Annotated in this window: 20 protein-coding genes; 9 read left to right on the top strand and 11 right to left on the bottom strand. The window is 65.3% G+C overall.

All coding sequences use genetic code 11. The features are described 5' to 3' along the window. Positions 1–87: 87 nt before the first annotated feature. From ABIC78_RS10040 to ABIC78_RS10025, 4 genes are read right to left on the bottom strand one after another with little or no spacing between them, the layout of a single operon-like run. Positions 88–1,245, bottom strand: coding sequence for an NAD(P)/FAD-dependent oxidoreductase (locus ABIC78_RS10040; protein ID WP_354489380.1), 1,158 nt, complete (start codon positions 1,243–1,245; stop codon positions 88–90). Positions 1,246–1,262: 17 nt separating this feature from the next. Beyond that, positions 1,263–2,861, bottom strand: coding sequence for an FAD-dependent oxidoreductase (locus ABIC78_RS10035; protein WP_354489378.1), 1,599 nt, complete (start codon positions 2,859–2,861; stop codon positions 1,263–1,265). After that, entirely contained in the window at positions 2,858–4,114 is a 1,257-nt protein-coding gene (locus ABIC78_RS10030) for a cystathionine gamma-synthase family protein (RefSeq protein ID WP_022674651.1), read from the bottom strand. Before ABIC78_RS10030 ends, ABIC78_RS10035 begins: the two co-directional genes overlap by 4 nt. Beyond that, positions 4,104–5,369, bottom strand: coding sequence for an aromatic ring-hydroxylating oxygenase subunit alpha (locus tag ABIC78_RS10025; protein ID WP_354489375.1), 1,266 nt, complete (start codon positions 5,367–5,369; stop codon positions 4,104–4,106). Before ABIC78_RS10025 ends, ABIC78_RS10030 begins: the two co-directional genes overlap by 11 nt. 82 nt (positions 5,370–5,451) lie before the next feature. Here ABIC78_RS10025 and ABIC78_RS10020 point away from each other — a divergent pair, with 82 nt between their 5' ends. From ABIC78_RS10020 to ABIC78_RS10000, 5 genes are all read left to right on the top strand, one after another. Then, on the top strand, positions 5,452–6,555 hold the full coding sequence (locus tag ABIC78_RS10020; RefSeq protein WP_169048483.1) for a LysR family transcriptional regulator: 1,104 nt from the start codon (positions 5,452–5,454) through the stop codon (positions 6,553–6,555). Positions 6,556–6,738: 183 nt separating this feature from the next. Next, a complete protein-coding gene (locus ABIC78_RS10015) occupies positions 6,739–7,203 on the top strand; it encodes a nuclear transport factor 2 family protein (RefSeq protein WP_354489373.1) in 465 nt (154 codons plus the stop codon). Then, positions 7,200–7,823, top strand: coding sequence for a TetR/AcrR family transcriptional regulator (locus ABIC78_RS10010; RefSeq protein WP_354489371.1), 624 nt, complete (start codon positions 7,200–7,202; stop codon positions 7,821–7,823). The genes ABIC78_RS10015 and ABIC78_RS10010 overlap by 4 nt, the downstream gene beginning before the upstream one ends. Continuing rightward, the gene (locus tag ABIC78_RS10005) at positions 7,823–8,437 is read left to right on the top strand and encodes a pyridoxamine 5'-phosphate oxidase family protein (protein WP_354489369.1); all 615 of its coding nucleotides are present in this window, start codon (positions 7,823–7,825) and stop codon (positions 8,435–8,437) included. Before ABIC78_RS10010 ends, ABIC78_RS10005 begins: the two co-directional genes overlap by 1 nt. A gap of 69 nt (positions 8,438–8,506) precedes the next feature. Continuing rightward, positions 8,507–8,647, top strand: coding sequence for a hypothetical protein (locus ABIC78_RS10000; protein WP_022674645.1), 141 nt, complete (start codon positions 8,507–8,509; stop codon positions 8,645–8,647). Between the two features lie 7 nt (positions 8,648–8,654). Here ABIC78_RS10000 and ABIC78_RS09995 read toward each other — a convergent pair whose 3' ends face one another. Together ABIC78_RS09995 and ABIC78_RS09990 are read right to left on the bottom strand one after the other, a co-directional pair. Then, positions 8,655–9,188, bottom strand: coding sequence for a nuclear transport factor 2 family protein (locus ABIC78_RS09995; RefSeq protein WP_354489367.1), 534 nt, complete (start codon positions 9,186–9,188; stop codon positions 8,655–8,657). Next, positions 9,185–10,189: an NADP-dependent oxidoreductase gene (locus ABIC78_RS09990; RefSeq protein WP_354489365.1), complete on the bottom strand. Its 1,005-nt coding sequence runs from the start codon at positions 10,187–10,189 to the stop codon at positions 9,185–9,187. Before ABIC78_RS09990 ends, ABIC78_RS09995 begins: the two co-directional genes overlap by 4 nt. A gap of 213 nt (positions 10,190–10,402) precedes the next feature. Between ABIC78_RS09990 and ABIC78_RS09985 the strand changes: the two genes are divergently transcribed. Next, on the top strand, positions 10,403–12,874 hold the full coding sequence (locus tag ABIC78_RS09985; protein ID WP_354489363.1) for a TonB-dependent receptor: 2,472 nt from the start codon (positions 10,403–10,405) through the stop codon (positions 12,872–12,874). A 180-nt stretch (positions 12,875–13,054) separates the two neighbouring features. Further along, a complete protein-coding gene (locus ABIC78_RS09980; protein WP_309805003.1) occupies positions 13,055–14,155 on the top strand; it encodes a DUF475 domain-containing protein in 1,101 nt (366 codons plus the stop codon). Between the two features lie 50 nt (positions 14,156–14,205). Here ABIC78_RS09980 and ABIC78_RS09975 read toward each other — a convergent pair whose 3' ends face one another. The 4 genes from ABIC78_RS09975 to ABIC78_RS09960 form a co-directional block, all read right to left on the bottom strand. Continuing rightward, positions 14,206–16,572: a TonB-dependent receptor gene (locus ABIC78_RS09975; protein WP_354489361.1), complete on the bottom strand. Its 2,367-nt coding sequence runs from the start codon at positions 16,570–16,572 to the stop codon at positions 14,206–14,208. Positions 16,573–16,919: 347 nt separating this feature from the next. After that, entirely contained in the window at positions 16,920–17,681 is a 762-nt protein-coding gene (gene madM / locus ABIC78_RS09970) for a malonate transporter subunit MadM (protein ID WP_354489359.1), read from the bottom strand. Next, positions 17,674–18,039, bottom strand: a complete 366-nt coding sequence (gene madL, locus ABIC78_RS09965; protein WP_062786580.1) for a malonate transporter subunit MadL — start codon at positions 18,037–18,039, stop codon at positions 17,674–17,676. The genes madM and madL overlap by 8 nt, the downstream gene beginning before the upstream one ends. A 54-nt stretch (positions 18,040–18,093) precedes the next feature. Further along, positions 18,094–18,774, bottom strand: a complete 681-nt coding sequence (locus tag ABIC78_RS09960) for a GntR family transcriptional regulator (RefSeq protein WP_169048478.1) — start codon at positions 18,772–18,774, stop codon at positions 18,094–18,096. A gap of 156 nt (positions 18,775–18,930) precedes the next feature. On the opposite strand from ABIC78_RS09960, the gene ABIC78_RS09955 reads away from it, so the two are divergent. Together ABIC78_RS09955 and ABIC78_RS09950 are read left to right on the top strand one after the other, a co-directional pair. Beyond that, positions 18,931–20,457: a malonate--CoA ligase gene (locus ABIC78_RS09955; RefSeq protein WP_354489356.1), complete on the top strand. Its 1,527-nt coding sequence runs from the start codon at positions 18,931–18,933 to the stop codon at positions 20,455–20,457. Between the two features lie 3 nt (positions 20,458–20,460). Continuing rightward, positions 20,461–22,002, top strand: coding sequence for a carboxylesterase/lipase family protein (locus ABIC78_RS09950; RefSeq protein ID WP_354489354.1), 1,542 nt, complete (start codon positions 20,461–20,463; stop codon positions 22,000–22,002). Positions 22,003–22,055: 53 nt separating this feature from the next. On the opposite strand, the gene ABIC78_RS09945 is transcribed toward ABIC78_RS09950, so the two are convergent. Continuing rightward, positions 22,056–24,440: a TonB-dependent receptor gene (locus ABIC78_RS09945; RefSeq protein WP_354489352.1), complete on the bottom strand. Its 2,385-nt coding sequence runs from the start codon at positions 24,438–24,440 to the stop codon at positions 22,056–22,058. Between the last annotated feature and the right edge of the window lie 50 nt (positions 24,441–24,490).

Genomic DNA, 24,490 nt, shown 5'->3' with positions numbered 1-24,490 from the left:
GAACAGCAGGAAGGCGCGCAGGGTGGTTGCGCGGGAAACCTTACTACCGCGCGATCGCGCAAAGACAAACGGACATTGGCCAGCGCCTCACGCCGCGCTGGCCAAGGCCTCCCACCCGCGCTGGCTGCGCCAATCGGGCGCCAGGTCGGCAAAGCGTGACAGGGCGAGCTTGTCGATCTCGGCAAAGCTGACCTGCCCATCGATCACCAGATCGCGGATGGCATGGCCCGAAGCCGGCGACAGGCCAAAGCCGACGCCCGACATCGTGGCAATGGTCACGTTTTCGGGGTGAGTCAGCCGGTCGATGATCGGGCGCCCATCGGGCGTGTTCTCGATGATGCCCGACCACGAGCGGATCACGTTGAGATGTGCGGCGCCCGGCAGCAGTTCGGCCACGCGCCGCGCCAGGTTGCGCGCCAGCGGCGTCGATGGGCGCGCGGTGGGGCCGGCAGGATCGGTTTCAAGCCATTCGTGCGGCCCGCCGCCATAGGCAAGGTTGCCACGCAGGGTCTGCCGGCCATAGAGGCCGTTGCCATCCACCCCGCCCCAGCGCATCAGCGGCGCCGGCTCGGTCACGATCATTTCCGCACGCGCGGCGGCGAGCGGCACGTCAACGCCCAGCGGCGCCATCAGGCCGGAGATCTGCGGCCCGGCCGCCACCACCAGCGCGTCGCACGACAAGGTGCCCTGCGGCGTTACCACGCCGGTGGCGCGGCCCGCGCTGGTTTCGATGCGCAGCGCCGGGCAATGCTGGATGATCCGCCCGCCCAGATCCTGCGTGGCCCAGGCATAGGCCTGCACCGTGCGCTGCGGGTTGGCATGCCCGCCAAAGCGCAGGTGGATGCCGCCCAGGCAATTGTCGCCCGCCAGTGGCACCATCTCGCGCGCCTGCTGCGCGTCGATCTTGTCCACCTGATAGCCCATGTCGCCACACATGCCGGCGATATAGTGATAGTGGTGCAGCTGCCGCTCGCTGACGGCAATGATCACGCGCTCGCGCTGGTATTCGGTGGGATAGCCGAGCAATTCATCCATCATCGGCCACAGGCGCTGTTCTTCATCGAACAGCGGGCTTTGATAGTGCGAGGCGCCGCCGCCGTTGCGGCTTGAGGCTTCCCAGCCGACCACGCCCTTGTCGAGCACGATCACGTCCACGCCCGAGCGGGCCAGCCACCATGCCGCCGAAAGGCCCGTCACCCCTGCGCCGATCACGATGACCGAGGCGCCATTTGCCGATTTCGTCATGTCGCGTCCCGTCGTCATCAAAGGTGCATGTTGCCGCCCAGCGCCTCGCGGTGCATCGCCTCCCGCTCGGTGCCGATGTCGCGATAGGGCGTCCACTGCGTGGGAATGCCGAACCACACGTCCCAGCCTTCGCGCATCGCCTCGGCCTCGTCCCAGTCGGCCAGAACCTTGAGCGCGAGGGGCCGCACCGGGGCGCGCCAGCCGGCGCGCGGGGCTTGGTCGATCGGCAGGTTGGCGCCCATCGCCAAGAGCATGCCTACCTGCTCGCGGCAACGCCGGGCCTGGCAGGCGCCCATGCAGGCACGGGTCAGACGCTTGATCTGCTCCTGGTCGGGCGGGCCATCGTGCAGCAGCGTTTCCAGGCTGCGGCAGCCGAGCTTTTCAGGCCGGGCGAGATACTGCGGCGGCTGCACTCCTAAAAGATCGGCGCGGCTCACTTCCTCGCACTGGCACACGTGCACGGTATCGGGCGTGGCGGCCACCAGCGCGCGCAGCCATGCCTGGCGATAGACCAGCCGATCGGCTTCGTTCGCCGCCAATTCGGGCGTGGCCACATCCAGACCCAGCGCCTGGCGCGCCGCTACGCGGCCCTGCGCGGCGGCAGCCTCACGCCCATGGCCCAGCCCGGCGCAATCACCAGCGATAAACACATCGGGCAGCGCCATACCGGCCAGCGCCTGGGGCACATGGCCGCCGCGCGCGCTGTCGGTCACGATGCGGCCACCGGCCACGTCGAGCAGCTCGATCGCCGGCACCACGTCCACCGCCATGCAGATCGTGTCGCATTCGAGCGTTTCGCCCGGCCCCTCGCCCGAAACCGGCCCGATCAACGCCGCGCGCACGCCATCGATGCCGCTGGGCGCCCCCCGGATCACGCTGGCGCAGCGGATCGGCACACCCGCCGCCTGCAGCGCCGCCGCCTTGGCCGCGTCGCCCTGCGGCGCGTCTGCCACTTCGACCAGGGCAGCAACTTCCAGCCCCTTGTCCAGTGCCAGTTGCGCAGTATCGAGCGCCAGATCGCCCGAGCCCAGCACCACCAGACGCCGCCCGGCAAAGGCGTCATAGCGCGTGAGCAGGGCATGCAGCCCCTGCGCGCCCATCACGCCAGGCTGGGCCCAGCCATCGAACGCCAGCGCCAGATCGCGCGCGCCGGTGGCCAGGACGATCGCCTTGAACCCCACGGTCCAGGAACGCTCTTCATCGGCCAGACCCAGCATCGGCTCGGGCAGCGCGCCCAGATTGGCGCGGTTGCGCCACAGGCCCCAGGCATAGACACCCAGTTGCACATCGATGCCGGCGTCGAACGCCTGCTCGAACAGCGGCTCGGCCATGAACACCTGCTCGATCATCCGCGCCTTGGCCGCCACCGCGCCAGTCATCCGCCCGCCGAACCAATAGGGCACGTCGTTGCCCATCTGCGCGGCCGAGACCGGGTGCTCATCCACCAGCAGCACGCTGGCGCCGTTCGCGGCCGCTTCCAGCGCGGCGGCAAGGCCTGCCGGCCCGGCGCCGACCACGACCAGGTCGTAATGCGCATCGGCGCCAGGCAGTTTGCCATTGACGGCGTGGGCATCGGTTCCGGTGAAACCTTCGTTGTTGCTGTCCACCACGCTCACACCACCTCCAGCGCCTGCGCCAGGTCGGCGATCAGGTCGTCCTCATGCTCGATCCCCACCGACATGCGGATGGTGCCATCGGTAATCCCCCCGGCCAGGCGCTTGTCGGGCGCCACGGCATAGTGCGTGGTGCTGGCCGAATGGCACACCAGCGTTTCCGACCCGCCCAGGCTGACCGCCACTTTCATCAGGCGCAGCGCGTCGAGCAGGCGAAACGCCTCGGCCTCGCCGCCCTTGAGGTGGAACGAAAAGGTCGATCCCGCACCGCTGCACTGGCGATCGAACACCGCGCGTTGCGGCGATCCTTCGGGCAGGAAGCCCAGATAGGTAATGCCGGCCACCTTGGGATGATCGCGCAGGAACATGGCGATCACGCGGGCATTGTGCATCGCACGTTCCGACCGCACGTGGACGCTTTCCATCGAGCGCAGCACCAGCCAGCTGGTGAACGGGTCAAGGTGGCTGCCCAGCGTGGTGCGCAGCAGCCGCAGCGGTACGATCAGGTCCAGCTTGCCCGAAACACCGCCGGCCAGCAGATCGCTATGCCCGCCGCAATACTTGGTAAGCGAGGTCATGCACAGGTCCACCCCCAGCGCGATCGGGCGCTGGGCAAAGGGGCCAAGCAGGGTATTGTCGCAGACCACCACTGGGCGGCGGCCGGTGCGCGCACCGATCTCGTCCGCCAGGGCGACGATCATCGGCAGGTCGGTGATCGCGGCGGTGGGATTGGCCGGGGTTTCGATCACGATCATCGCCAGCGGCCCGGCGGCCAGCGCCTTATCGGCCTGCGCGCGCACGTGATCGGCGTTGCAGCCATCGATGATGTCCACCGTGGTCACGCCCCATTGCGGCATGAACTGGTTGAGCAGGCCATCGGTGCCGCCATAGATCGGGCGGGAATGCAGCACGCTGTCACCTGGGCGCAAGTGCGCCAGCGCGATCGCGCTGTGCGTCGCCATGCCCGAGGCGAATACCGCGGCCGCCTCTGCCCCGTCCACCGCCGCCAGCCGGCTTTCCAGCATGTCGAGGTTGGGATGGCCCAGGCGGGCATAGATATGGTGCGTCTGGCCCACTTCCGGCCCGGTGCCATCGAAATAGGCCTCGTGAATGGCCTTGGCCTGGGCGGCGGATTCATACACAAACGTGCTGGTCAGATAGACCGGCGGCTTGGCCGCGCCGCCCGCCTGGGCCGGATCATAGCCCGCCGCCACGGCCAGGGTTTCGGGCCGCACGCCGCCGGCATCATGCGGCATGGCTGAGATCCTTGGCCGCTGCCACAGGAGCGCCATCGGAGGTCGCGGCACCCAGCTGCATATCCAGGTATTCGCGCGCCTTGGCACAATACCAATCGACGAACCGCACCACCAGCACTTCAGCCTCGGGCGAATAGGGGCCAGGCGTGTAGCCGGGGCTATCGACGCCTTCCTGGTTGTTTTCGGCCAGTTCCTTGTCCTGCAGGTTGGTGGTGTTCCACAGCTCCACCAGCTTGGCGCGGTCATAGTCCACGCCTTCCACCGCATCCTTGTGCACCAGCCACTTGGCCGTCACCACGGTTTCGCGCGGGCCGACCGGCATGGCACTGAAGAAGAACAGGTGATCGCCCACGGCGTGGGCAAAGCTGTGCGGCTCCAGCGCCCAGCGCAGCGAGCCAACGTCGCCATCGCCCGCCGCCACCATCGGCCGCGCCACCAGCGGCTGCCCATCCATCGACATGGTCTGCATACCGGGGTTGAGCGGGAAGCGGATCGCCTGCCACCAATCCTCGCCCACCGGGCCCATGGCCAGGCCCAGATCCTGCATCCGCGCCTCGAACTGCGCGGCGTGATCGGCCTCGCCAAATTCGAAATACGACGATGCGCTGACCGGGAACGTGCGCGCCAGTTCGGGGTGCGAGGCCTGGCAATGATAGCACTCGCGCCCGTTTTCCAGCACCAGCTTCCAGTTGGCGTATTCGGTCAGGCTTTCGACATGGGCCACCTTGGCATTGGCCAGGTCATGCGGCGCCAGCAGGGCTTCCATCTCGCGCCGGAAAGTTTCGAACGGCGGCGCATCGTCGGCCAGGCAGATATAGATGACGCCGGCGACGATCTCGATCTTCACTTCGCGCAGGCCATGATCGGCATTGTCGAAATCTGCCGGCATGCGCGCCGCGCTCAGCAGCGAACCATCGAGGTTGTAGGTCCAGCGGTGATAGGGGCACACCAGGCGCGGCGAACGGCCGGTGCCTTCCTTGCACAGCATCGCGCCGCGGTGGCGGCAGGAATTGTGGAACGCGCGGATCGCGCCGCCCTTGTCGCGCACGATCAGGATCGGCCAGCGCCCGACCTTGAGCGAGGACCACGATCCCGCCTCGGGCAGTTCGCAGGTAAAACCGGCCATCAGCCACGAACGGCCATAGATCGCGGTCATGTCGAAATCGAACATGGCCGGATCGTTGTACAGCGCCTGGGGCAGGCTGTGCCCGGGGCGGCGTTCGTCAAGCTTGGCCTTGATGTCGACCAGGTTCACCCTTGTGCGTCCTTTCAAAATGGCACCATGGGTCTTGGCACGGGGGGCGCGGCTCTCGCGAATCCGATTAAGTCATGCCCGCATGCGATTTTCGCCGTGGCCGGCGCGCGACAAAAATCCGATGGAATTGACGCAGATCAAGGAAACGCGCATTTTCGGCCGTGCCGGCATTTTCCGGCCGGGCGGACTGCCAAGAACGGGAGCCACCACCATCGGACCGAACGGGCTCATCAATCGCCGCTGGTTGCCGCTGAACGCCCTGCGCGCGTTCGAGGCGGTGGGCCGCTACCTGAGCTTTACCGCCGGCGCCCAGGCGCTGACGGTGACGCAAAGCGCGATGAGCCGCCATGTCAGCAGCCTGGAAGACCTGATCGGCAAGCCGCTGTTCGAACGCAGTGCGTCGGGCCTCAAGCTGACCCCGGCGGGCGAAGTCTTGCTGCCCGTGGTCAGCAAGTGTCTGGACCGCATGGAGCAGACGCTTAACGTGGTGCGCAACCAGGACATGGAAAGCCGCCCCTTGCGCGTGCACATCCCGCCCTCGCTGCTCTATCAGACGGCGCTGCCGCTGATCCACGGTTTCCGCCGCGAGCATCCCGAGATCCGCATCGATGTGTCCACCTCCAACGCCACGGGCGCGCCGCCGGGCAATCTCGACATGGCGATCGTGTTCGACCGGCCCAACGTGGGCGACATGGTCACCGACCTGTTGTGGATGGTGCGTGTCGCGCCGCTGTGCTCGCCCGCCACATGGGAACAACACAAGGGCAAGTCTCTGGAGGAATTCCTCAATTCCGCAGAACTGCTGCATGTGAAGCTGGATAACGAACCTCGCGGCCTGCTGTGGAGCAGTTATGCAGACCAGCAGCGTCTCACGCTCAACTGCACCGATGGCCTGGCCTTTGACACTGCCTTTTCCGCTGTGCGCTATGCCATTGGCGCCTCGGGCGTGGTCCTGGCTGATATCGACATGTTCGGCCCCGAAATCGCCGCCGGAAACCTGGTCATGCCTTACGATGCGGTGGCCGGCGATGGCTATGGCTATTACCTCAAGCTTCATGCCGAAGATCTTTCAGACCCGGCGATCTACCTGTTCCGCGAATGGATCATCCGCCATTTCGCCCGGCAGCGCGGCCAGGAAGAGACGGCCGAGGCCGAGCACAAGGCCCAGATCATGGCCAAGGCCTGACACCACGCGAACGCAGCACGAAATTCCGTTTGTACCATTCGGTCAAATGATGTACTGATCAGTACAAGGCACAGTCGTGCTGAGTCGAGCGATCGATCGCTCCATCGTCATCATTGCAATGCTGGTCTTGCATCCACGGCTCTCGCTGCTGGAACCGCTGCCGGCTTCCCGAAAGGAACAGACGTGTCCCGTCCCCCCCTCCCCCCGTTCACCGCCGAAACAGCGGCTGAAAAGGTGCGCCTGGCCGAAGATGGCTGGAACACCCGCGATGCCGCCAAGGTGGCGCTGGCCTATACCCCCGACACGCGCTGGCGGAACCGCGTTGAGTTCGCGACCAACCGCGAAGAGGCGCAGGCCTTTCTCACGCGCAAGTGGAACAAGGAACAAGAATACCGCCTGATCAAGGAACTGTGGGCATTCACCGGCAACCGCATCGCCGTGCGCTATGCCTATGAATACCGCGACGATGGCGGGCAGTGGTTCCGCGCCTATGGCAACGAGAACTGGCTGTTTGCCGAAGATGGCCTGATGTCCAACCGCCACGCCAGCATCAACGAAATGCCGATCGCCGAGGCCGACCGCAAGTTTCACTGGCCGCTGGGCCGGCGGCCCGACGATCATCCGTCGCTGAGCGAGCTTGGCCTGTGAAAACCCGGCGCGTGCTCACCGATCGCCAGAGCGCGGTGCCGGCCTTGGCCGAAGCATTCCGCGAGCACGGCTTCGAGGGCGCGAGCCTCGCCGTGCTGTCCCAGGCGACGGGCCTGGGCAAAGGCAGCCTCTACAACTTCTTCCCCGGCGGGAAGGAGGAAATGATGGCGGCGGTGCTCGACAATATCGACGCCTGGTTCGTCGATGCGATCTTCCAGCCGCTGGAGGATGGGCCCGACCCGCAAGCGGCGATCATCGCCATGTTCGCTGAAGTGACCGCCTACTTCCGATCGGGCAGGCGGGTGTGCATCGTCGGGTGCCTTGGCCTCAACAGCGCCGGCCAGGCCTTTTCCGGTAAGTTGGCAGGGTATTTTGCGCGCTGGATCAAGGCGCTGGCCCAATGCCTGGAAAAAGGCGGGGTACGACAGGGCCTGGCGCTCGCGCTTGCCGAAGAAGCGGTGTCGGGCATCCAGGGCGCGATCGTGCTGGCACGGGCGCTGGACGAGGCGGCCTCGTTCCAACGCATCGTTGCGCGGCTCCAGGCCACGTTGCTGGCCGCCCTTGCCGCTTCCCCGCACGCAGGGACCGCGCCCGACACGGTTACCAAGGACGAGACCTGATGGCACAGACATTCCTGCGAACCATGTTCGGCCCCCACTCCCGCGCCTTGCAAGAGCAGGACGGCTCGCGCACCGCCTATGCGCGCATGGAAGCGCAAGCGGGCGACGCGGACATCCTCACGGCGCGTGAGCTCGACTTCATCGCCGCGCGTGACAGCTTCTATATCGCCAGCATCAGTGAACACGGCTGGCCCTATATGCAGCATCGCGGCGGGCCGGCGGGCTTTCTCCGCCGGATTTCCGGCAACCGCATCGGCTTTGCCGATTATCAGGGCAACCGGCAGTTCCTCTCGACCGGTAACCTCGCGGCCCACGATCGGGTCTGCCTGTTCCTGATGGACTATCCCGCGCGGCGCCGGTTGAAACTGATCGGCCATGCCCGCACCACCAGCGACCCCGATGATGTCGCGGCGCTGATGCCCGCAGACTATGCCGCGATCGGCGAGCGTGCGTTTGTGATCGACATCGTCGGGTTCGATTGGAACTGCCCGCAACACATTACGCCCCGGTTCGGCGCGGCAGACCTGGCGCAGATCACCCAGCCGCTCCAGGATGAGATAGCCCGCCTGCGCGCCCGCATCGCCACCCTGGAAGGTGTGACGCCACAACGCTGACCTGCGTTCGGCTCGGCACGCGGAAATTACGGTGGCCAAAGCACATTTCAATACGTTACGACAGCAAGCATGAAGAACCTCACACCTTTTGGCGCGCTGCTGATCTGTGCTGCGATCGGTCTGTTGACCCACAAGTTTGGCCTGTGGTTTCCGATCGGGATCGTGGCCTTTATCGCGGTGAGCGTGGCGCAGAACAAGCTGCGCCCGTAAACCGGGCCTACCAGGCGGGCCTGTCGGAGAGATCGTGGCCGCCGCGCGCACTGCGCAGGGTTTGCGGTGCATTCATGTGCGCCTGGCCGGTGGCGGCCATATCGGTCGCCCATTCGCTGATCAGGGTACGGCGCACGATGCACCACTGCCCGTCGCGGCAGGCATAGGCATCGATATAGCGGCCAGCGATGAACAGATCGCGCGGAGCGCCATCGGCGTCGCGGATACCGTGCCACGCCTGGAAATAGCTTTCCCCGCTGGCGCGGGCGGCATCGTGGATTGCGATCCGGCTTTGCCCCAGCATGTGGTGGCTGGCCTGCATCTGCCCCAGAAAGCCAAACGCAAAAGTCACGAACCCATCAAGATCACCGGCATAGACGCCGCAATCGATCTGCGCGTCAGAATGAAACGCGCTGCGGAACAGCGCCTCGTCCAGCCGGTCCAGCCCGCGCATATAGCGGTGCAGCGCATCGGTGATATCGCGCCGCGCAACGTAGTCGGTCAGGGGATCGGCCAGGGTGGCCAGCCTTGTCTGCGTCACAGCTTCACCACCACTTTCCCCAGGCTCTTGCCGGTCAGCATGCGATCATAGGCGATAAGGGTGTTTTCCAGGCCCACGGTTTCATCGATCGTCGCCACCAGTTTGCCGGCGTCGAACCAGGCGCGCAGGCGCGGCATGAATTCGGCGCCGCGATGCAGGAAATCGGGAATGAAAAAGCCCTCTACCCGCAGCCGGCGCATCAGGATCTGGTCGAAACGCGCCGGGCCGGGCAGCGGCTTGTCGGCATCATAGCCTGCCACCAGCCCGCATACCGCAACGCGGCCATAATGCGCCATGTTGGGCAGTACCGCATCGAGCAGCGGCCCGCCGACATTGTCGAAATAGCCGTGCACTCCGCCATCGACTGCAGCGAGGCGGGCGGCGACATCCTCGTTCTTGTAGTCGATCGCCTGGTCAACCCCCAGGGTTTCCAGCAGATAGCGGCACTTGTCCGGCCCGCCGGCAATGCCGATCACGCGCAGCCCCAGGTTGCGCCCGATCTGGCAGGCCAGGCTGCCCGTGGCCCCGGCGGCGGCCGACACCACCAGCCATTGCCCGGCGGCCAGGCCCAGCACTTCGGCCACGCCCACATAAGCGGTCCAGGCATTCATCCCCAGCGCGCCGAAATGCTGGCGGATATCGGCCACGTCATCGTCCACCGCCACCAGGCCGGCGGGATCGGGCATGACGGTGCTGAACTGCGCCCACTGGCCAAAGCCGCGCACCAGCGTGCCACGGGCAAAGCGCGGATCGCGGCTCTCGCACACCCGGCCCAGCACCACCCCCATCATCTTGGCGCCCAGCGGCAGGGGCGGTTGATAGCCATCGGTGCGCGGGCTCATCCACATGCGCGTGCCGGCATCCATCGACAGGTATTCGGCCGCGATCCGCACCTCGCCATCGCCCAGCGGCGCCAGCGTTTCGGTGCAGAGCGACAGGGCGCTGGCAAAATCGTGGCCCTGCGGGCGCGCATCCAATCTCCAGAAGCGGTTCTGCGCCATGGCCAGCCATCATCCTCTCGGTTCGTTGGCCGATGTGCTGCCCGCTGCGCCGGGCTCACGCCACCTAGTCAAAGGATTAGGCCTATCCATTGTCGGAGGCAGGCGCGGCGCGGCGCTCGTGGCTTAACCTCAAGGCTTGGGACCAGAACAGTTCAACCATACCCCAGCCACGCACAACAGACGCGCACCACAGCGCTCGCCAGGGAGAGTACCATGCCTCGCAAAGCCCATTGCCTGATGGCTGCGGCCGCCTTTGGCCCGCTGGCCCTTGCTCCGTTCACCGCCGCCCTCGCCGCCGAAGCGCCACCGCCCGCAGCAGCCGATGCACCGCCTGCCGCCGAACACGAAAGCGGCCTTGCTGAAATCATCGTGACCGCGCGCAAGCGGGTGGAAAGCGCGCAGTCGGTGCCGGTCGCCGTCACGGCCATTTCCGCGCAGACCCTGGTGCAGCGTGACATCACCAGCATCGAAAAGATCGCCGCCGCCACGCCCAGCCTTACCGTGGGCCACGCCTCCAACGGATCGGCTGCGCAGATCGCGCTGCGCGGCATCGGTTCGTCCTCCACGTCGATCGGGATCGAGCAATCGGTGGCGACGGTGGTCGACGGGGTCTATTACGGCCAGGGCCGCGTGCTGGAAGAAGGGTTCTTCGACCTGGCCGGCGTGGAAGTGCTCAAGGGCCCGCAGGTGCTGTTCTTCGGCAAGAACGCCACGGCCGGGGTCATTTCCATCAAGACCGCCGATCCCACCCCCACCTGGCAGTTCCGCACCAAGGCCAGCTATGAATTCAAGGCCAAGCAGGCACAGCTTGAAGGCGTGGCATCGGGCCCGCTGACCGATGATCTGGGCCTGCGCGTGGCGGTGCGCGGCACCAAGGCCTGGGGCGGCTACTATGACAACGTGTCGCAGCCCTTTGCCATCACCTATCCGCTCTCGCCCACGCCCAGCCCGACCTACACCTCGTATCCCACCAGCAGCAACCAGCCGGGCAACCGCGAATTCCTCGGCCGCGTAACGCTGAAATACGAACCGAGCAGCGCCTTGACCGATACGCTCAAGGCCTCGTTCGATTACAACAAGGCCAACAATTCCAGCTATAACTATGTGGCGTACAACTGCCCCACCGGAAAGACGCAGATCAACGGCTATACCTGCGGCTACAACTTCGTGACGCACCAGAACAACCTGCCGAGCGAAGTGGCCAAGAACTTTCCCTATGCTGGCGATGGCAGCCTCTACAACCGCTACAAATCCGCCGCCGTCACCAACAATTTCAACTATGATCTCGACAAGGTCACGATCACCAACGTGACCAACTACAACTGGAACAACAACCAGTGGCTGTGCGCGTGCGAATTCAATTCCAGCGCTAGCTCGGTCTGGGCCACGGAAAACTCCAGCTGGCAGGCCTTTTCCAACGAGCTGCGCGCCCTCACCCACTATGACAGCCCGGTCAACCTGATGGCCGGCGTGCTCTATCAAAAGACCCGCCGCGATTTCGCGCAGTTCGTCAGCTACAGCTATAACAACATCCCGAGCCAGGGGATCAACCAGTACCAGGACGGCACCAAATCGAGCTATACCCGCGGGCAGACCATTTCCGGCTTTGCCCAGGCGATCTGGAAAATCGTGCCCCAGGTCGAATTCGATGCCGGCGTGCGCTATACCCACGAAACCAAGGACAGCTTCTTCATCCAGCCCTATACCAGCCCCACGTTCATCGGCGTCTGGCCGATGGGGGCCGGCTCGCAGGTGACCGCGCACCAGGTGTTCAACAACTGGTCGCCCGATTTCTCGCTGACCTACAAGCCGCTGCAAGACGTGATGGTCTATGCCTCGTACAAGACGGGCTACAAGTCGGGCGGGTTCTCCAACGGCGGGATCTATTCGCTCGCCTCGGCCAACCCGGCGGCCGATTTCGTGTTCAACCCCGAAACCGTGCAGGGCTTTGAAGGCGGGATCAAGAGCACGCTGGCCGATCACCAGCTGCGCCTCAACCTCAATATCTATTCCTACAAGTACAAGAACCTGCAGACCGACTATTTCGACTCGGTCAAGGTGGCGTTCCAGACGCTGACGGCCGATGCCACGACCAAGGGGGTCGAGCTGGAGTTCGAATTTGCTCCGCGCGCAGTGTCGGGCCTCAACGTGCATGGCAGCATGAACTACAACGATGCCACCTACAGCAACTTCCCCGTCGCGCCGTGCTTTGGCGGGCAGAGCATTGCCGAAGGCTGCAACCTGACCACCGCCGGCACCCCGATCGCCGCAGGCGGCACCGGCGCGCGCCAGAACCTGACGGGCCAGCCGCTGGGCATGGCCCCGCACTGGACCGGCACGCTGGGCGCGAACTATGAAACGCCGGTGGGCAATGGCCTCAAGGCCGGGCTCAACATCGATACGCGCTACAGCGCGTCGTATCTCGTCTCCGGCTTTGGCGAGCAGTTCTCGCGCAATCCCGCCTATGCCGTGCTCGACGTGGGCGTGCGCCTGGGCGCAAGCGACGATAACTGGCAGGTGGCGATCATCGGCAAGAACTTGACCAACAAGCAATATATCAACGGCGGTGTCGATGCGCCGCTCACCGGCAGCGGCACCGGCACGGCCAATGCGCTGCATGCCGATCTCATGGGCTTTGGCGCGCTGCCCCGAACGGTGCAGATTTCGTTGACCAAGAACTTCTGACCGGCGCACCGCGCCCGATCAGCAGGACCGCCTGAGGCGCGGGTGCCGGACAATTCGGCACCCGCGCCTTTTTTCATGGTGAAGCGTTGGTTGGCGCCGCGCCGACGATCCGTTAACGCAGCACGCGTGCCGGCCCGCCCGGCGCGGGACCCAATAGTGCAACAAGAAAGCGTCATTCCCATGCAAGCCTTTCGCGGCTCGATGATCTTCACGGTCGTCTGCCTGATCCTCGCCGGCGTGCTCGGTTATGTCGAGACCGGGCTGCTTGGCCCGGCGCTCTCGATGGTGTTCATCGCCGGGGTGCTCGGCGTGATGGAAACCTCGCTCAGCCTCGACAACGCCGTGGTCAACGCCTCCATTCTCAAGGACATGGACCCGCTGTGGCAACGCCGCTTTCTGACCTGGGGGATCATCATTGCCGTGTTCGGCATGCGCATCGTCTTCCCGATCCTGATCGTCTCGGTCGCCGCGCTCGTCTCTCCATGGGAAGCGGCGCGCATCGCGATTGCCGATCATGCGCGCTATGAAGCGATCGTGACCGGCGCGCATGTGGGCATTTCCGGCTTTGGCGGCGCATTCCTGATGCTGGTGGGCCTCTCGTTCTTCTTCGATACCGACCGCGAACATCACTGGATCGGCCTGATCGAACGGCCGCTGGCGGCCTTCGCGCGGCTGCCCCTGGCGCCCTATCTGGTCACCGCGATCGTGGTTGGCGCGCTCTCGTTCTGGTTGCACCCGGGCGAACAGCAGACGTTCCTGATCGCGGGCCTCGCCGGCGTGGCAACCTATTTCGCGGTCCAGAAATTCGGTGACCTGATGGGCGGCGAAGAAGATGCTGCCACCGGCAAGGTGGTCCGCTCGGGCGCGGCGGCGTTCGTCTATCTCGAGTTTCTCGATGCCTCGTTCTCGTTCGACGGGGTGATCGGCGCCTTTGCCATCACCAACGATATCCTGCTGATCGCGCTGGGCCTGGGCATCGGCGCGATGTTCGTGCGCTCGATGACCGTGGCCCTGGTGCGCGGCGGGCACTTGAGCGAGTTTCGCTTTCTCGAACCCGGCGCCTTCTATGCCATCGTCGCGCTTGCGGTGATCATGCTGATCAGCATCCGTGTGCACGTGCCCGAGATCGTTACCGGCCTGATCGGCGCGGTGATCATCGGCCTCTCACTCTATGCCTCGATCCGCCACAAGCGGCGCTTCCCCCACGAATACGAGGAAGCCGGCGAGGCCGACGCGATCCTGCCCAGCGGCGATGTGCAGCCCGGCCAGCACACCGCCTGAGCCAAGGGCCGTCGCGCGCGGCTCCACGGAACCCGCGCGCGGCCGGCCGCTTAGAACTTCACGTCGCCCAGCACGCCGATGGTGCGCATGGCCTGCGTGGTGAGCCAGGCGGTCTGATAGCTGCCGTTGTTGCTGATCGCGGTGACGAAGCGGGTGTTGAACAGGTTGCGGGCAAACACCGCCACGTTCCAGCGCCCATCGGCATCGCGCACGCCAATCTGGCCACCGGCAATGCCATAGCCGCGCTGGAAGGTCAGCGGATCGCCGTTGGCGCTGAAGTTCACCGAACTGCGATAGTTGTAGTTCGCCTTGATGAAGCCGGTGATTTCGCTGGTCACTGGCACGTCATAATTGGCGTTGAGCGAATAGGTGAACTTGGGGCTGTTGGGCAGCACGTTGCCGGTGTTGTTGAAGAACCGCGTGGCCGGCACGGTGGTGGTCGTGCCGGGGATCGTGGTGCTGACAAAGCAGCCGGGCTGCGTGGGATAGTTGCACGTGCCGTTGGGGAAATAGGCAAACTTGGCATCGATATAGGCCGCGTTCCCGCTGATCGTCAGCCGGTCGGTCGGCCGCGCGGAAAAGTCCATTTCGATCCCGCGCGAGCGGACCTTGCCGGCATTGGCGATCTGCAGGATCGCCAGGTTGGTGCCGTTGAAGATGAACGGCGTGGAAATCTGCGTCTGGAAATCCTTGATGTCGGTGGTGAAGGCATCGATGTTGAACACCAGGCGGCGGTTGAACCACGCGGTTTTCAGGCCAATTTCATAGTTGGTGGGAATTTCCGGGTTGGAAAACAGCGGCTGGCCCAGCGAATAGCCGCTGACCAGGCCGATGCCCGGCCCCTTGTATCCCCGGGAATAGGTGAAATAGGTCATGACATCGGGGGTGATCTTGTATTCGGTGCCCAGCTTGTAGCTGAAATTGTCGGCCTTGCGATTGCTGGGATAGGTGGTCTGGTCAAACGCCAGCGGCGGCGCGCCGGGGAACGCATTGTCGGTGGGGCTGACCAGCGTGCGGTTGTAGCGGATCATGGTCAGGTCATCGTGGGTATAGCGCCCGCCCACGATCAGCTTCCACTGCGGCGTCAGGTTGATGTTGCCCTGGCCGAACAGGGCATAGTTCAGCGTCTGGATATCGGGCTGCGCCTTGCGGCTATAGACCGCGGTGGACGCCGGCAGGCCCAGCTGCCCCTGCTGCGGATAGGCCGCCTTGAGGTTTTGGTTGAAGTAATAGAGGCCCACCACGTAATCGACCAGGCCGCGCTTGGGCGATGCCAGGCGCAGTTCCTGGGTCAACTGCTGCTGCGCTTCATCGGCGCCGTTGACCGGGAAGAACGGCGTATCGGTAAAGCCGGTGTCGGTGTTGTCGTGCAGCACCCAGCGGCGGAACGCGGTGATCGAGGTGAGCGTGTAATCGCCAATCGACTTGTCGATCTGCAGCGAGCCGCCCCACTGCGTCATGTTGAGATAGACCGGACCGCCCACATTGGTTTCGCGGTTATCCAGGCTGGGCACGATATTGTAGGCGGCCAGGCGCTGCACCACATAATTGTTGGCCGCCGCGCCCACCGTGCCGACAATCACCGATTGGCAGCAGGCCGAGGAATGGTGGCCCCAATCGAACGAGGCCAGCACCGACAGGTCGCTATCCGGCTTGAACAGCAGCTTGGTGCGGAAGCCGCCCTCGCTCTGCCCGCCGAGCGTCTGGCCCGTGTATACATTGTTGATGAAGCCATCGCGGTGGTTGAAATAACCGGTGGTGCGCCAGGCGAGGTTTTCGGTCAGCGGCACGTTGAGCACGCCTTCCAGCTTGGTCTCGTTGTCGGTGCCGTAGGACACGCGCGCGCTGCCTTCGAAGTTCTGGGTCGGGTTGCGGGTGGAGATCGAGACCACGCCGGCCGAACCGCCCTTGCCGAACAGCATGCCCTGGGGGCCGCGCAGCACGTCAACCTGCGCCACATCGGCAAGATCGCCCGTGCCCATGCCCGGCCGGCCGAGCACCACGCCATCGACCACCACGCTCACGCTCTGTTCGGTGCCATCGGCAAAGGCGAACGTACCCACGCCGCGAATGGCAAAGCCTTCGCCGCGCACGCTGTTGGATTCGGCAAACTGCACGCTGGGCGCCAGGAAGCGAATATCGGTGATATTTGTAAGGTTTGCCGCCTTGAGCATGTCACCGCTGACCGAGCTGACCGCGACAGGCACATCCTGCAGGCGCTCGCTGCGCTTTTGCGCGGTGACGACAATGTCGGTCACGCCGGCGGGCAGCGTGTCAGCCGCAGGGGCAGCCGGCGCGGCTGGCGCAGCGGCAAGTGCCGCGCTCGGCATGGCCAAGGCCAGCGCCAGCGCGCCCAGCGAAATCGCTGCGGAAATTTTCGGCCCACATACGGTGGGCATGGCAAAGGTGGTTGTCATGCGTCTGCTCCCATCAGGCATTTTTCTATGTCTGGTATGAGGGAGGCGCACGCGCCGGCCGGGCAGCCTTCGGCCCCGGCAGATTTTGCCCCCATCACACCCTCAACCCGGTTCACCGCGCAAGCTCTGTATGCTGATTCGTGGCTCGCTGCACGATTGGGCATACCGAATGCGGCTATTTCGTAATTTTGTATTTCACGCTGACGGCGTTGTCAAACCCTGATCGGCATAGTGTATGCCAGTTTTGGGTGATGTGGCATTTATGTGCACACAGCGCGCACGACATGCCCAGCCCGGCGCGTCAAACACCTGGCGGGCGACCCAGCCATACCGCGCTGTATACGCAGTCAGGCCAGTGCGCGAACGATCAGGAAAAAGATCGAGGGGCACACCAGGCAGCCGATGCCGGTGTGAAACGTGGCGGTCAGCGCGCCATAGGGCACCAGCCGCGCATCGGTGGCGGCAAGGCCACCCGCCACGCCACTGACCGTGCCCATCAGCCCGCCAAAGGCCATGGCGCTGCGCGGGTTGTCGAGCCCGATCAGACGCGCGACCATCGGCGTGAACGTCATCACCAACACGGCCTTGAGCACGCCGGTGGCGATCGACAGGGCAATCACCGGAGACGAAGCGCCCAGCGCCGCGCCAGTCACCGGGCCGACGATATAGGTAACCGTGCCCGCGCCCAGCGTGGTGAGCGACACGGCATCGCGATAGCCAAAGCTCCAGGCAACGCCCACGCCCACGACAAAGGGCACGATCGTGCCCAGCGCCAGCGCGATCACGCCCATCAAGCCGGCCTTGCGCGCCTCGATCACGTCAACCTCGAACGCGGTGGCAACGATGGCAAAATCGCGCAGCATCGCGCCGCCCATCAAGGCCAGGCCAGCCAGGCCCGGCACATCGGCCAGGCCCTTCTTGCCGCCGGTCAGCACCCCGCCCCACCAGGCCAGGGCCAGCGCGGCCAGGATGGCAATGGCGCTGGCGTGGATGCGCCCGCCGGTGAGATGGCGCGACACCGCCACGCTGGCCAGCATCAGCCCGCCGACTACGGCAAAGGCCAAGACCAAGCCCTGATCGGCCAGGATCTTCTGCACGATATCACCCATGGCGGCCGCCCATCACCCGGCCCAGCACGGCCACCAAGGCAAAGCACAGCGTGACCGCGCTGATCCCGGCGATCACCACCATCGGCCCGCCTTCCAGCGCCGCCAGCACATTCTGCTGCGCGGCCATGGCCACCACGATGGGGATATACATCAGGCCCCAGAATTCCACGCCCAGGCGCAGGCCCGGCGTCAACTTGCCACGGCGCGCCAGCCAGGCCTTGGCCGCGATCAGCAGCAACATGGCCAGGCCCACCCCGCCGACATTGGCCTTCACATGCAGGACATGGCCCAGCAATTCCCCCAGCACCGCCCCCAGGAGCGTGCACAGCGCCAGAAGCGCCGTCCCATAAATTGCCATAGCCTTGCCCTCTCCCGATTATCGTTTTTGAAAAACAGCGGCTTGTGTGTGTCGTCAGCCGCCGCCCAGTTCCTCGCGCTTGGCGGTAAAGCGCTCCAGCGCGATCGAGGCGTTGAACATGTGTGCGCGCATGCAGCGCGCGGCTTCCTCGCCATCGCCGCGCATGATCGCGGCCACCACGTCGCCATGCTCTGCGCGCGAGCGCACCGGGCGGCCGGTTTCGCGCAGCTGGGTACGGCGGAACGCGGCCATGCGATCGCGCAGGGCCATGGCCTGTTCGGCGATGAAGGCATTGTGCGTGCCTTCATAGATCACCTGGTGGAACGACCAGTTCAGGCGGTCGTAGGCATCGAGATCGCCCGCCTCCACCATCGCCAGCGAATCCTCGTGCAGCTGGGCCAGGCGGCTGCGCTCCATCGGGTTCATGCGATAGGCCGCCAGGCGCACGCACATGGCCTCGATCTCGGCGCTCATCTCGAACATGTCGATGATGCGCTGGGTGGTAAAGCCCGAGACCACCGCGCCGCGCCGGGGCCGCATTTCCACCAGGCCCACGGCAGACAGCTGGCGTATCGCCTCGCGCACCGGCGTGCGCGACGCGCCAAAGCGATCGCCGATCTGCTGTTCGTCCAGCGTGGCGCCGGGCACCAGGCTGCCGGCGGTGATCTCGTCGGCCAGGGCAATGCGGATCCGCTCGGAAAGGAGCAGGCCGGGCGCTTCCTCGACGGAGTTCATTGGATTATCCTGCATGCGCAAATTTTCTCCACAACACATCTTGCATACACTAGAAGCCTATTCAACCATCATGTATGTGCCACAGAGCACACCGAGCCCCCGCCGGGATATGAACCGGCCGCGGCGCCGATATCGCGGACACACAAAGGGATGAGCATGGAGCAGGACCTTTTCACCAATTTCCAGGCCCGTGCGCTGGATGCCCCCGATACGCCCTTCCTGATCCTGCCCGATCTTTCGACGATCACCTATGGCGCCGCACTGGCGCGTTGTGGACAGATGGCCGGCCTGTTCCGCGCCGCCGGGGTGCAGCCGGGCGACCGACTGGCCGTGCAGGTGGAAAAGAGCCCCACGGCCCTGCTGACCTATCTGGCCGCGCAGGCGATCGGCGCGGTCTATCTGCCGCTCAACACCGCCTATACCGCCGCAGAAGTGCGCTATTTCCTGGCAGACGCGCGCCCGGCGCTGTTCATCCACCGCCCGCAGGACGATGCCGCGATGGCCGCGCTGTGCGCCGAAATCGGCGTGCCCGCGCGGCTGACCTTGGGCGCCGATGAGCAAGGCACGCTGGCCGCTGGCCTCAATGATTACGCGCCCGATCTGGCCCCATATGCCGCGAGCCCAGGCGATCTTGCCGCGATCCTCTACACCTCAGGCACCACCGGGCGCTCGAAAGGGGCGATGCTCACGCGCGCCAACCTGGCCTCCAATGCCTTCACGCTCAAGGATTACTGGCGCTTTGGCGCAGGCGACGTGCTGCTGCATGCCCTGCCGATCTTCCACACCCACGGCCTTTTCGTGGCCACCAACATCACCATCGCGGCGGGTAGCGCGATGATCCTGTGCCCCCGGTTCGACGTGGCCGAACTGATCCGCCTGATGCCGCACGCCAGCGTGCTGATGGGGGTGCCCACGTTCTATTCGCGGCTGCTGGCAGAGCCGGCGTTCACCCATGATCTGGTTGCGCACATGCGCCTGTTCGTGTCTGGCTCGGCGCCGCTATCGGCCGAAACGCACAAGGAATTTTCCGCGCGCACCGGCCATGCCATCCTCGAACGCTATGGCATGACCGAAACCAACATGAACACGTCCAATCCCTATGACGGGCCGCGCATTCCCGGCAGTGTCGGCCTGCCGCTGCCCGGCGTGGAACTGCGCATCACCGATCCTGAGACCGGCGCTGTCCTGCCCCTGGGCGCGGTCGGCGGGATCGAGGTGCGCGGCCCCAACGTGTTCAAGGGCTATTGGCAGATGCCCGAAAAGACCGCCGAGGAACTGCGCCCCGATGGCTTCTTCATCACCGGCGACATGGGCGTGATCGATCCGGCCGGCTATGTTGCGATCGTCGGCCGGGCCAAGGATCTGATCATCTGCGGCGGGTTCAACGTCTATCCGGCCGAGGTGGAAGCGCTGATCGATGCCATCCCCGGCATCGCCGAAAGCGCGGTGATCGGCGTGCCCCACCCCGACATGGGCGAAGGCGTCGTGGCGGTGGTCCAGGCGCGCGATGCCGCGCTGGACGAAGCAGCCGTGCTGGGCGCGCTGCAGGGGCAGCTGGCCCGCTTCAAGCAGCCGCGCCGCGTGGTGTTCGTGCCCGAACTGCCGCGCAACACCATGGGCAAGATCCAGAAAAAGGCCCTGCGCGAAACCTATGCCACCCTTTTTGCCGCCAAGGTGAACTGAACCATGCGCGCCACCACGATCGATCGCCGCCAGGCGCTGGGCCTGATCGGCGCGGGTGCGCTGCTCGCGCCGCCCTTTGCGCCCGCCCTCGCGCGCGCTCCGCAGGCCCGCGATGGCCTGACCATCGCCACCGGCAGTGGCCTGGTGCGCGGGAAGCTGGCCGGCGGCGTGCGGGTTTTCACCGGCATTCCCTATGGCCAGGCCGCCCGCTTTGCCACGCCGCGCCCGGCGCCGCGCTGGGCCGGGGTGCGCGATGCCACCGCGCCCGCGCCGGTCTGCCCGCAAAAGCCCGGCATGACGCCGTTTGCCGGCACGATGACCGAGGATTGCCTGGCGCTCAACATCTGGGCACCGGTCACGCCGGGACGCCATCCCGTGCTGGTCTATATCCACGGCGGCGGCAACGAAGGCGGCTGGAGCGGCGAGGCGTTGACAGCAGGTGATCGCTTTGCCGCCGATGGCGTGGTCGCAGTAACGGTCAACTATCGCGTCGGCGCGCTTGGTTTCCTGGAAACCGGCGAAGCCCTGGGCCGCGACTATGCCGGCAGCGGCAACAACGGCATGCGCGATCTGGTGCTGGCGCTGCGCTGGATCAGGGCCAATATCGCCGCGTTCGGCGGCGATCCGGCGAGGGTGACGATCGCGGGCGAATCCGCCGGCGGCAAGAACGTCGGCACGCTGATGGGCATGCCCATGGCCGATGGCCTCTATGCCCGCGCCGCGATCTTCAGCGGCGGCGGCCAGACCGTGCACACCTTGGCCGAAGCGCAGGAATTTGCCCGCCTGTTCGTGGCCAAGCTGGGCGGTGCGGATCGCCTGCTGACCGCCACGACCGATCAGTTGCTGGCCGCACAGGCCGCGGCGCGATCGGCCTGGCCGCGTAACTTCCCGTTCCGCCCGGTGGTCGATGGCCAGGCGCTGCCGCTGGTGCCGCTCGCGCGTCTGCGCGCCGGCAAGGCACCGCGCGTGCCGCTGCTGATCGGCAGCAATGCCGATGAAAGCCGCCTGTTCCTCAACGCCGAACAGGCCGCCGGGCCGATCCAGCCCCAGGCGCTGTCCAATGCCACGGTCGCAGAGATGGTGGCGCGCGACGCCGCCTATGCCCAGGCCTTTCCCGATCTTTCCACGGCAGAGCGCCACTGGCGCCTGATCACGGCCGAGGAATACGGCATGCCGTGCCTGCGCCTGGCGCTGGCCCATGCGCACAGCGGCGCGCCGGTGTGGCGCTATCGCCTGGCGTTTCCGGCGCCGGGTGGGCCGTTCAAGGGCCACAGCCCCCACGTGCTCGATCTGCCGTTCACGTTCGATCACCTGACATCGCCGGGCATGGCGCAGTTCTTTGGCCTTTCGGCCGCAGAGCAGCCGCTCGCCGATGGCATGCATGGGGCGATGGTGCGCTTTGTGCAGGGACAGGCACCGGCCGGTCCAGGGCTTCCCGCCTGGCACGGCTATGACGCCGGGGCACACGCCACCATGGTGCTGGAGCATGTGCCGGCGCTGTTGAGCGATCCCGATGGCGTGGAACGGAAAATCTGGGGGGAATAATACCAACCTGCAGCGCCGCGATGGCGCTGCAGGGGCCTTGACCGGATAATGGCTTAGAAGTTCATGGCAAGGTTGAGGCCGAACGATCGCACCGAATCCAGCCCGAACTGCTGGGTGTAGGACAGCTTCGGCGTCGCCTGGCCGCGCGCGTTGCGGGCGTTGGAGTCACCCGAATCGACGCCGATCGAGGTCGGGTTGATCGCGTTCGTGCAGTTCTTGCAGAACACCGAGATTTCCACGCGGTTGGACAGCTTCGCACCGATGCTGGCACCGAACACGTCGATCGGGCCGACCGTGGCGCCGGGCGCCTGGTTGACGGTGTAGTTGATCGACGAGCGGTGATACCAGTTGCCTTGGATGAACGGCTTGACCGTTCCTTCCAGCGGCACTTCATAGCGCGCCAGCATGCTGGAGGTGAAGCGCGGCGCGGCCGGCAAGGTCAGGCCTGATGCATTGAAGGTGGACTGGGTGGCAGAGCACCCATAGGTCGTTTGCGTGGGATAGCATTGCGCCCCGGGAAAGCTGTCGAACTTGGAAGACAGCAGCGAGGCCGAACTCGTCAGTGTGAAGCCGGTGAACGGCGCCACGATGACCATGGCCTCGATCCCCTTCGAGGTGACGCTGGCGGCGTTCTGCACCTGGAAGGTCGCCAGGGTGGCGTCGAACGACTGCACCTGGAAATCGTCGAACTTGGTATGGAACGCAGACAGGTTGACCGTCAGCTTGCGGTTGAAGAAGCTGGATTTCACGCCGATTTCGGCCGTGCGCGAAGTTTCCGGGCGCACCACCACATTGGCGGTCGCGGTGGGGAACGTATCGTTGAAGCCCGGCCCCTTGTAGCCGCGACCATAGAAACCATAGACCATGATCGTGGGCGTCGCCTGGAACTGCGCCCCGGCCTTCCAACTGAAATCGGTGTTGGCGTAGCTGGACGAGAATACGCCACGCGGGCCGCCCAGCGCCTGGAAATAGTTCAGCTGGTTCTGCGACAGGACCAGGTCGATCTTGTCGTGCGTGACGCGGCCACCGGCGATCAGTTGCAGCCCATCGACCACCTTGTAGGTCAACTGGCCGAAGCCGGCATAGCTTTGCGTGTTCTGCACATAGTTGCGATCGCTGCCCAGCTGCGCCACGTTGGACCGCGAACACGTCGGCGGGTTGGCGCCGGGAACGGCAACCGCACCCACGCAGAAGGGATAGCCGCGCACGGCAGCATCCGGCAGGTAGCTGTTGCCGGCCAACTGGCGCGCCAGATCGAGCTTCGACTTGAACCAATAGAGACCGACCTGGCCGCTCAAGCGGTTCTCGGCCGGAAGCGCCACGCGCAATTCGTTGGAATATTGGTCATAGCGCGATTGCGAGGCATTGGTGTTCAAGCCGTTGCCGGGCAGGTAATCGCCGTCAACCGCCTGGTTCTGGGTATAGAACCGCCAGGCAAACAGATTGCTGATCTCGATGCCCGAAGCCATGCGATAAGACAGCTGGCCCTGTGCGCCGCCGGTCTTGATGTCGCGGAACTGGCTGGCTTCGCCCCCGAACAGGAAATTGCGGCTGCCCGGCGTGATCCCGACAGAGTTGAGCGACGGCAGGTTGACGCTGGCTACGTCGACCTGGCGATAAGTGTTGTCGAAGATCCCGGCGATGCCGTGGTTTTCGTTGTAATCGCCAATGGCATAGAACGAGAGCTGGTCGGTCAGCTCGGCCAGGTATTTGCCCTTGAAGGAAAAGCTGGTGGCATTGAGATCGTGCCGCGAGCCGGGCGCATAGGCGCCGACATGGGTGGTGGCCGGCTCCTGATAGGAATAAAGGCCGCTCAACCGCAGCGCCGAATTGGCGGTCACCGGGATGTTCAGCGTCTCGCGCGCGATAACGCCAAAGGCATTGCCCGATTCAGAGGGCTTGTCGCGGCTGAGCAGTTCGAGGTTGGCCGAGCTGGAATAGTCACCCAGCTTGGGCCGCGCGGTGACGATGTTGAGCAGGCCGGCCGAGGCATTCTTGCCGAACAGCAGGCCTTGCGGCCCGTTGAGCACTTCGACGCGCGCCAGATCGTTGAGCAGCGGGCTGTTGAGCACGGGGCGGCCCAGGTTCACGTCGTCGATGGCGATGGCCACGCTGCTGTCGATCGTGCCGGCAAAGGCCAGCGTGCCGATGCCGCGCACGGCAAAGGAATTGTCCACGCCCACCTGCAGCGAGGGCGCAGCGCGGGCAATCTGGGTCAGATCGTTGAGGTTCTGCGACGCCAGCGCATCCTTGGTCAGCGCCATAACGCTGACCGGCACGCGCTGCAGGCTTTCGCTGCGGCGCTGCGCGGTAACGATGATCTCGCCGTTCTGCACGGCATCGCCACCTGCGTCAGCAGCGCCCGCGGACTGGGCCAGGGCAGCTGGTGCGGCCAGCATCGATGCCGACAGCAAAGCCGCGATGGTAATTGTGCGCACAGGTTCCTCCCTCATTCATTTGGCCACACATTTTGGCCTTACCAATATCC

Source organism: Novosphingobium sp. 1529 (assembly GCF_040544855.1).
In the GTDB taxonomy this organism is placed as follows: Bacteria; Pseudomonadota; Alphaproteobacteria; order Sphingomonadales; family Sphingomonadaceae; genus Novosphingobium; species Novosphingobium capsulatum.
Note: the sequence above shows the minus strand (reverse complement) of the source record. Positions and strands in the feature narration are given on the sequence as shown.

Excerpts from the sequence above, each read along its gene's own strand:
- ABIC78_RS10040 (WP_354489380.1), bottom strand. The coding sequence starts at position 1,245 with ATGACGAAATCGGCAAATGGCGCCTCGGTCATCGTGATCGGCGCAGGG.
- ABIC78_RS09990 (WP_354489365.1), bottom strand. The coding sequence starts at position 10,189 with ATGGCGCAGAACCGCTTCTGGAGATTGGATGCGCGCCCGCAGGGCCAC.
- madM (WP_354489359.1), bottom strand. The coding sequence starts at position 17,681 with ATGGGTGATATCGTGCAGAAGATCCTGGCCGATCAGGGCTTGGTCTTG.
- ABIC78_RS10020 (WP_169048483.1), top strand. The coding sequence starts at position 5,452 with ATGCGATTTTCGCCGTGGCCGGCGCGCGACAAAAATCCGATGGAATTG.
- ABIC78_RS10005 (WP_354489369.1), top strand. The coding sequence starts at position 7,823 with ATGGCACAGACATTCCTGCGAACCATGTTCGGCCCCCACTCCCGCGCC.
- ABIC78_RS09980 (WP_309805003.1), top strand. The coding sequence starts at position 13,055 with ATGCAAGCCTTTCGCGGCTCGATGATCTTCACGGTCGTCTGCCTGATC.
- ABIC78_RS10030 (WP_022674651.1), bottom strand. The coding sequence starts at position 4,114 with ATGCCGCATGATGCCGGCGGCGTGCGGCCCGAAACCCTGGCCGTGGCG.
- madL (WP_062786580.1), bottom strand. The coding sequence starts at position 18,039 with ATGGCAATTTATGGGACGGCGCTTCTGGCGCTGTGCACGCTCCTGGGG.
- ABIC78_RS09955 (WP_354489356.1), top strand. The coding sequence starts at position 18,931 with ATGGAGCAGGACCTTTTCACCAATTTCCAGGCCCGTGCGCTGGATGCC.
- ABIC78_RS09960 (WP_169048478.1), bottom strand. The coding sequence starts at position 18,774 with ATGAACTCCGTCGAGGAAGCGCCCGGCCTGCTCCTTTCCGAGCGGATC.
- ABIC78_RS09950 (WP_354489354.1), top strand. The coding sequence starts at position 20,461 with ATGCGCGCCACCACGATCGATCGCCGCCAGGCGCTGGGCCTGATCGGC.
- ABIC78_RS09985 (WP_354489363.1), top strand. The coding sequence starts at position 10,403 with ATGCCTCGCAAAGCCCATTGCCTGATGGCTGCGGCCGCCTTTGGCCCG.
- ABIC78_RS09975 (WP_354489361.1), bottom strand. The coding sequence starts at position 16,572 with ATGACAACCACCTTTGCCATGCCCACCGTATGTGGGCCGAAAATTTCC.
- ABIC78_RS10000 (WP_022674645.1), top strand. The coding sequence starts at position 8,507 with ATGAAGAACCTCACACCTTTTGGCGCGCTGCTGATCTGTGCTGCGATC.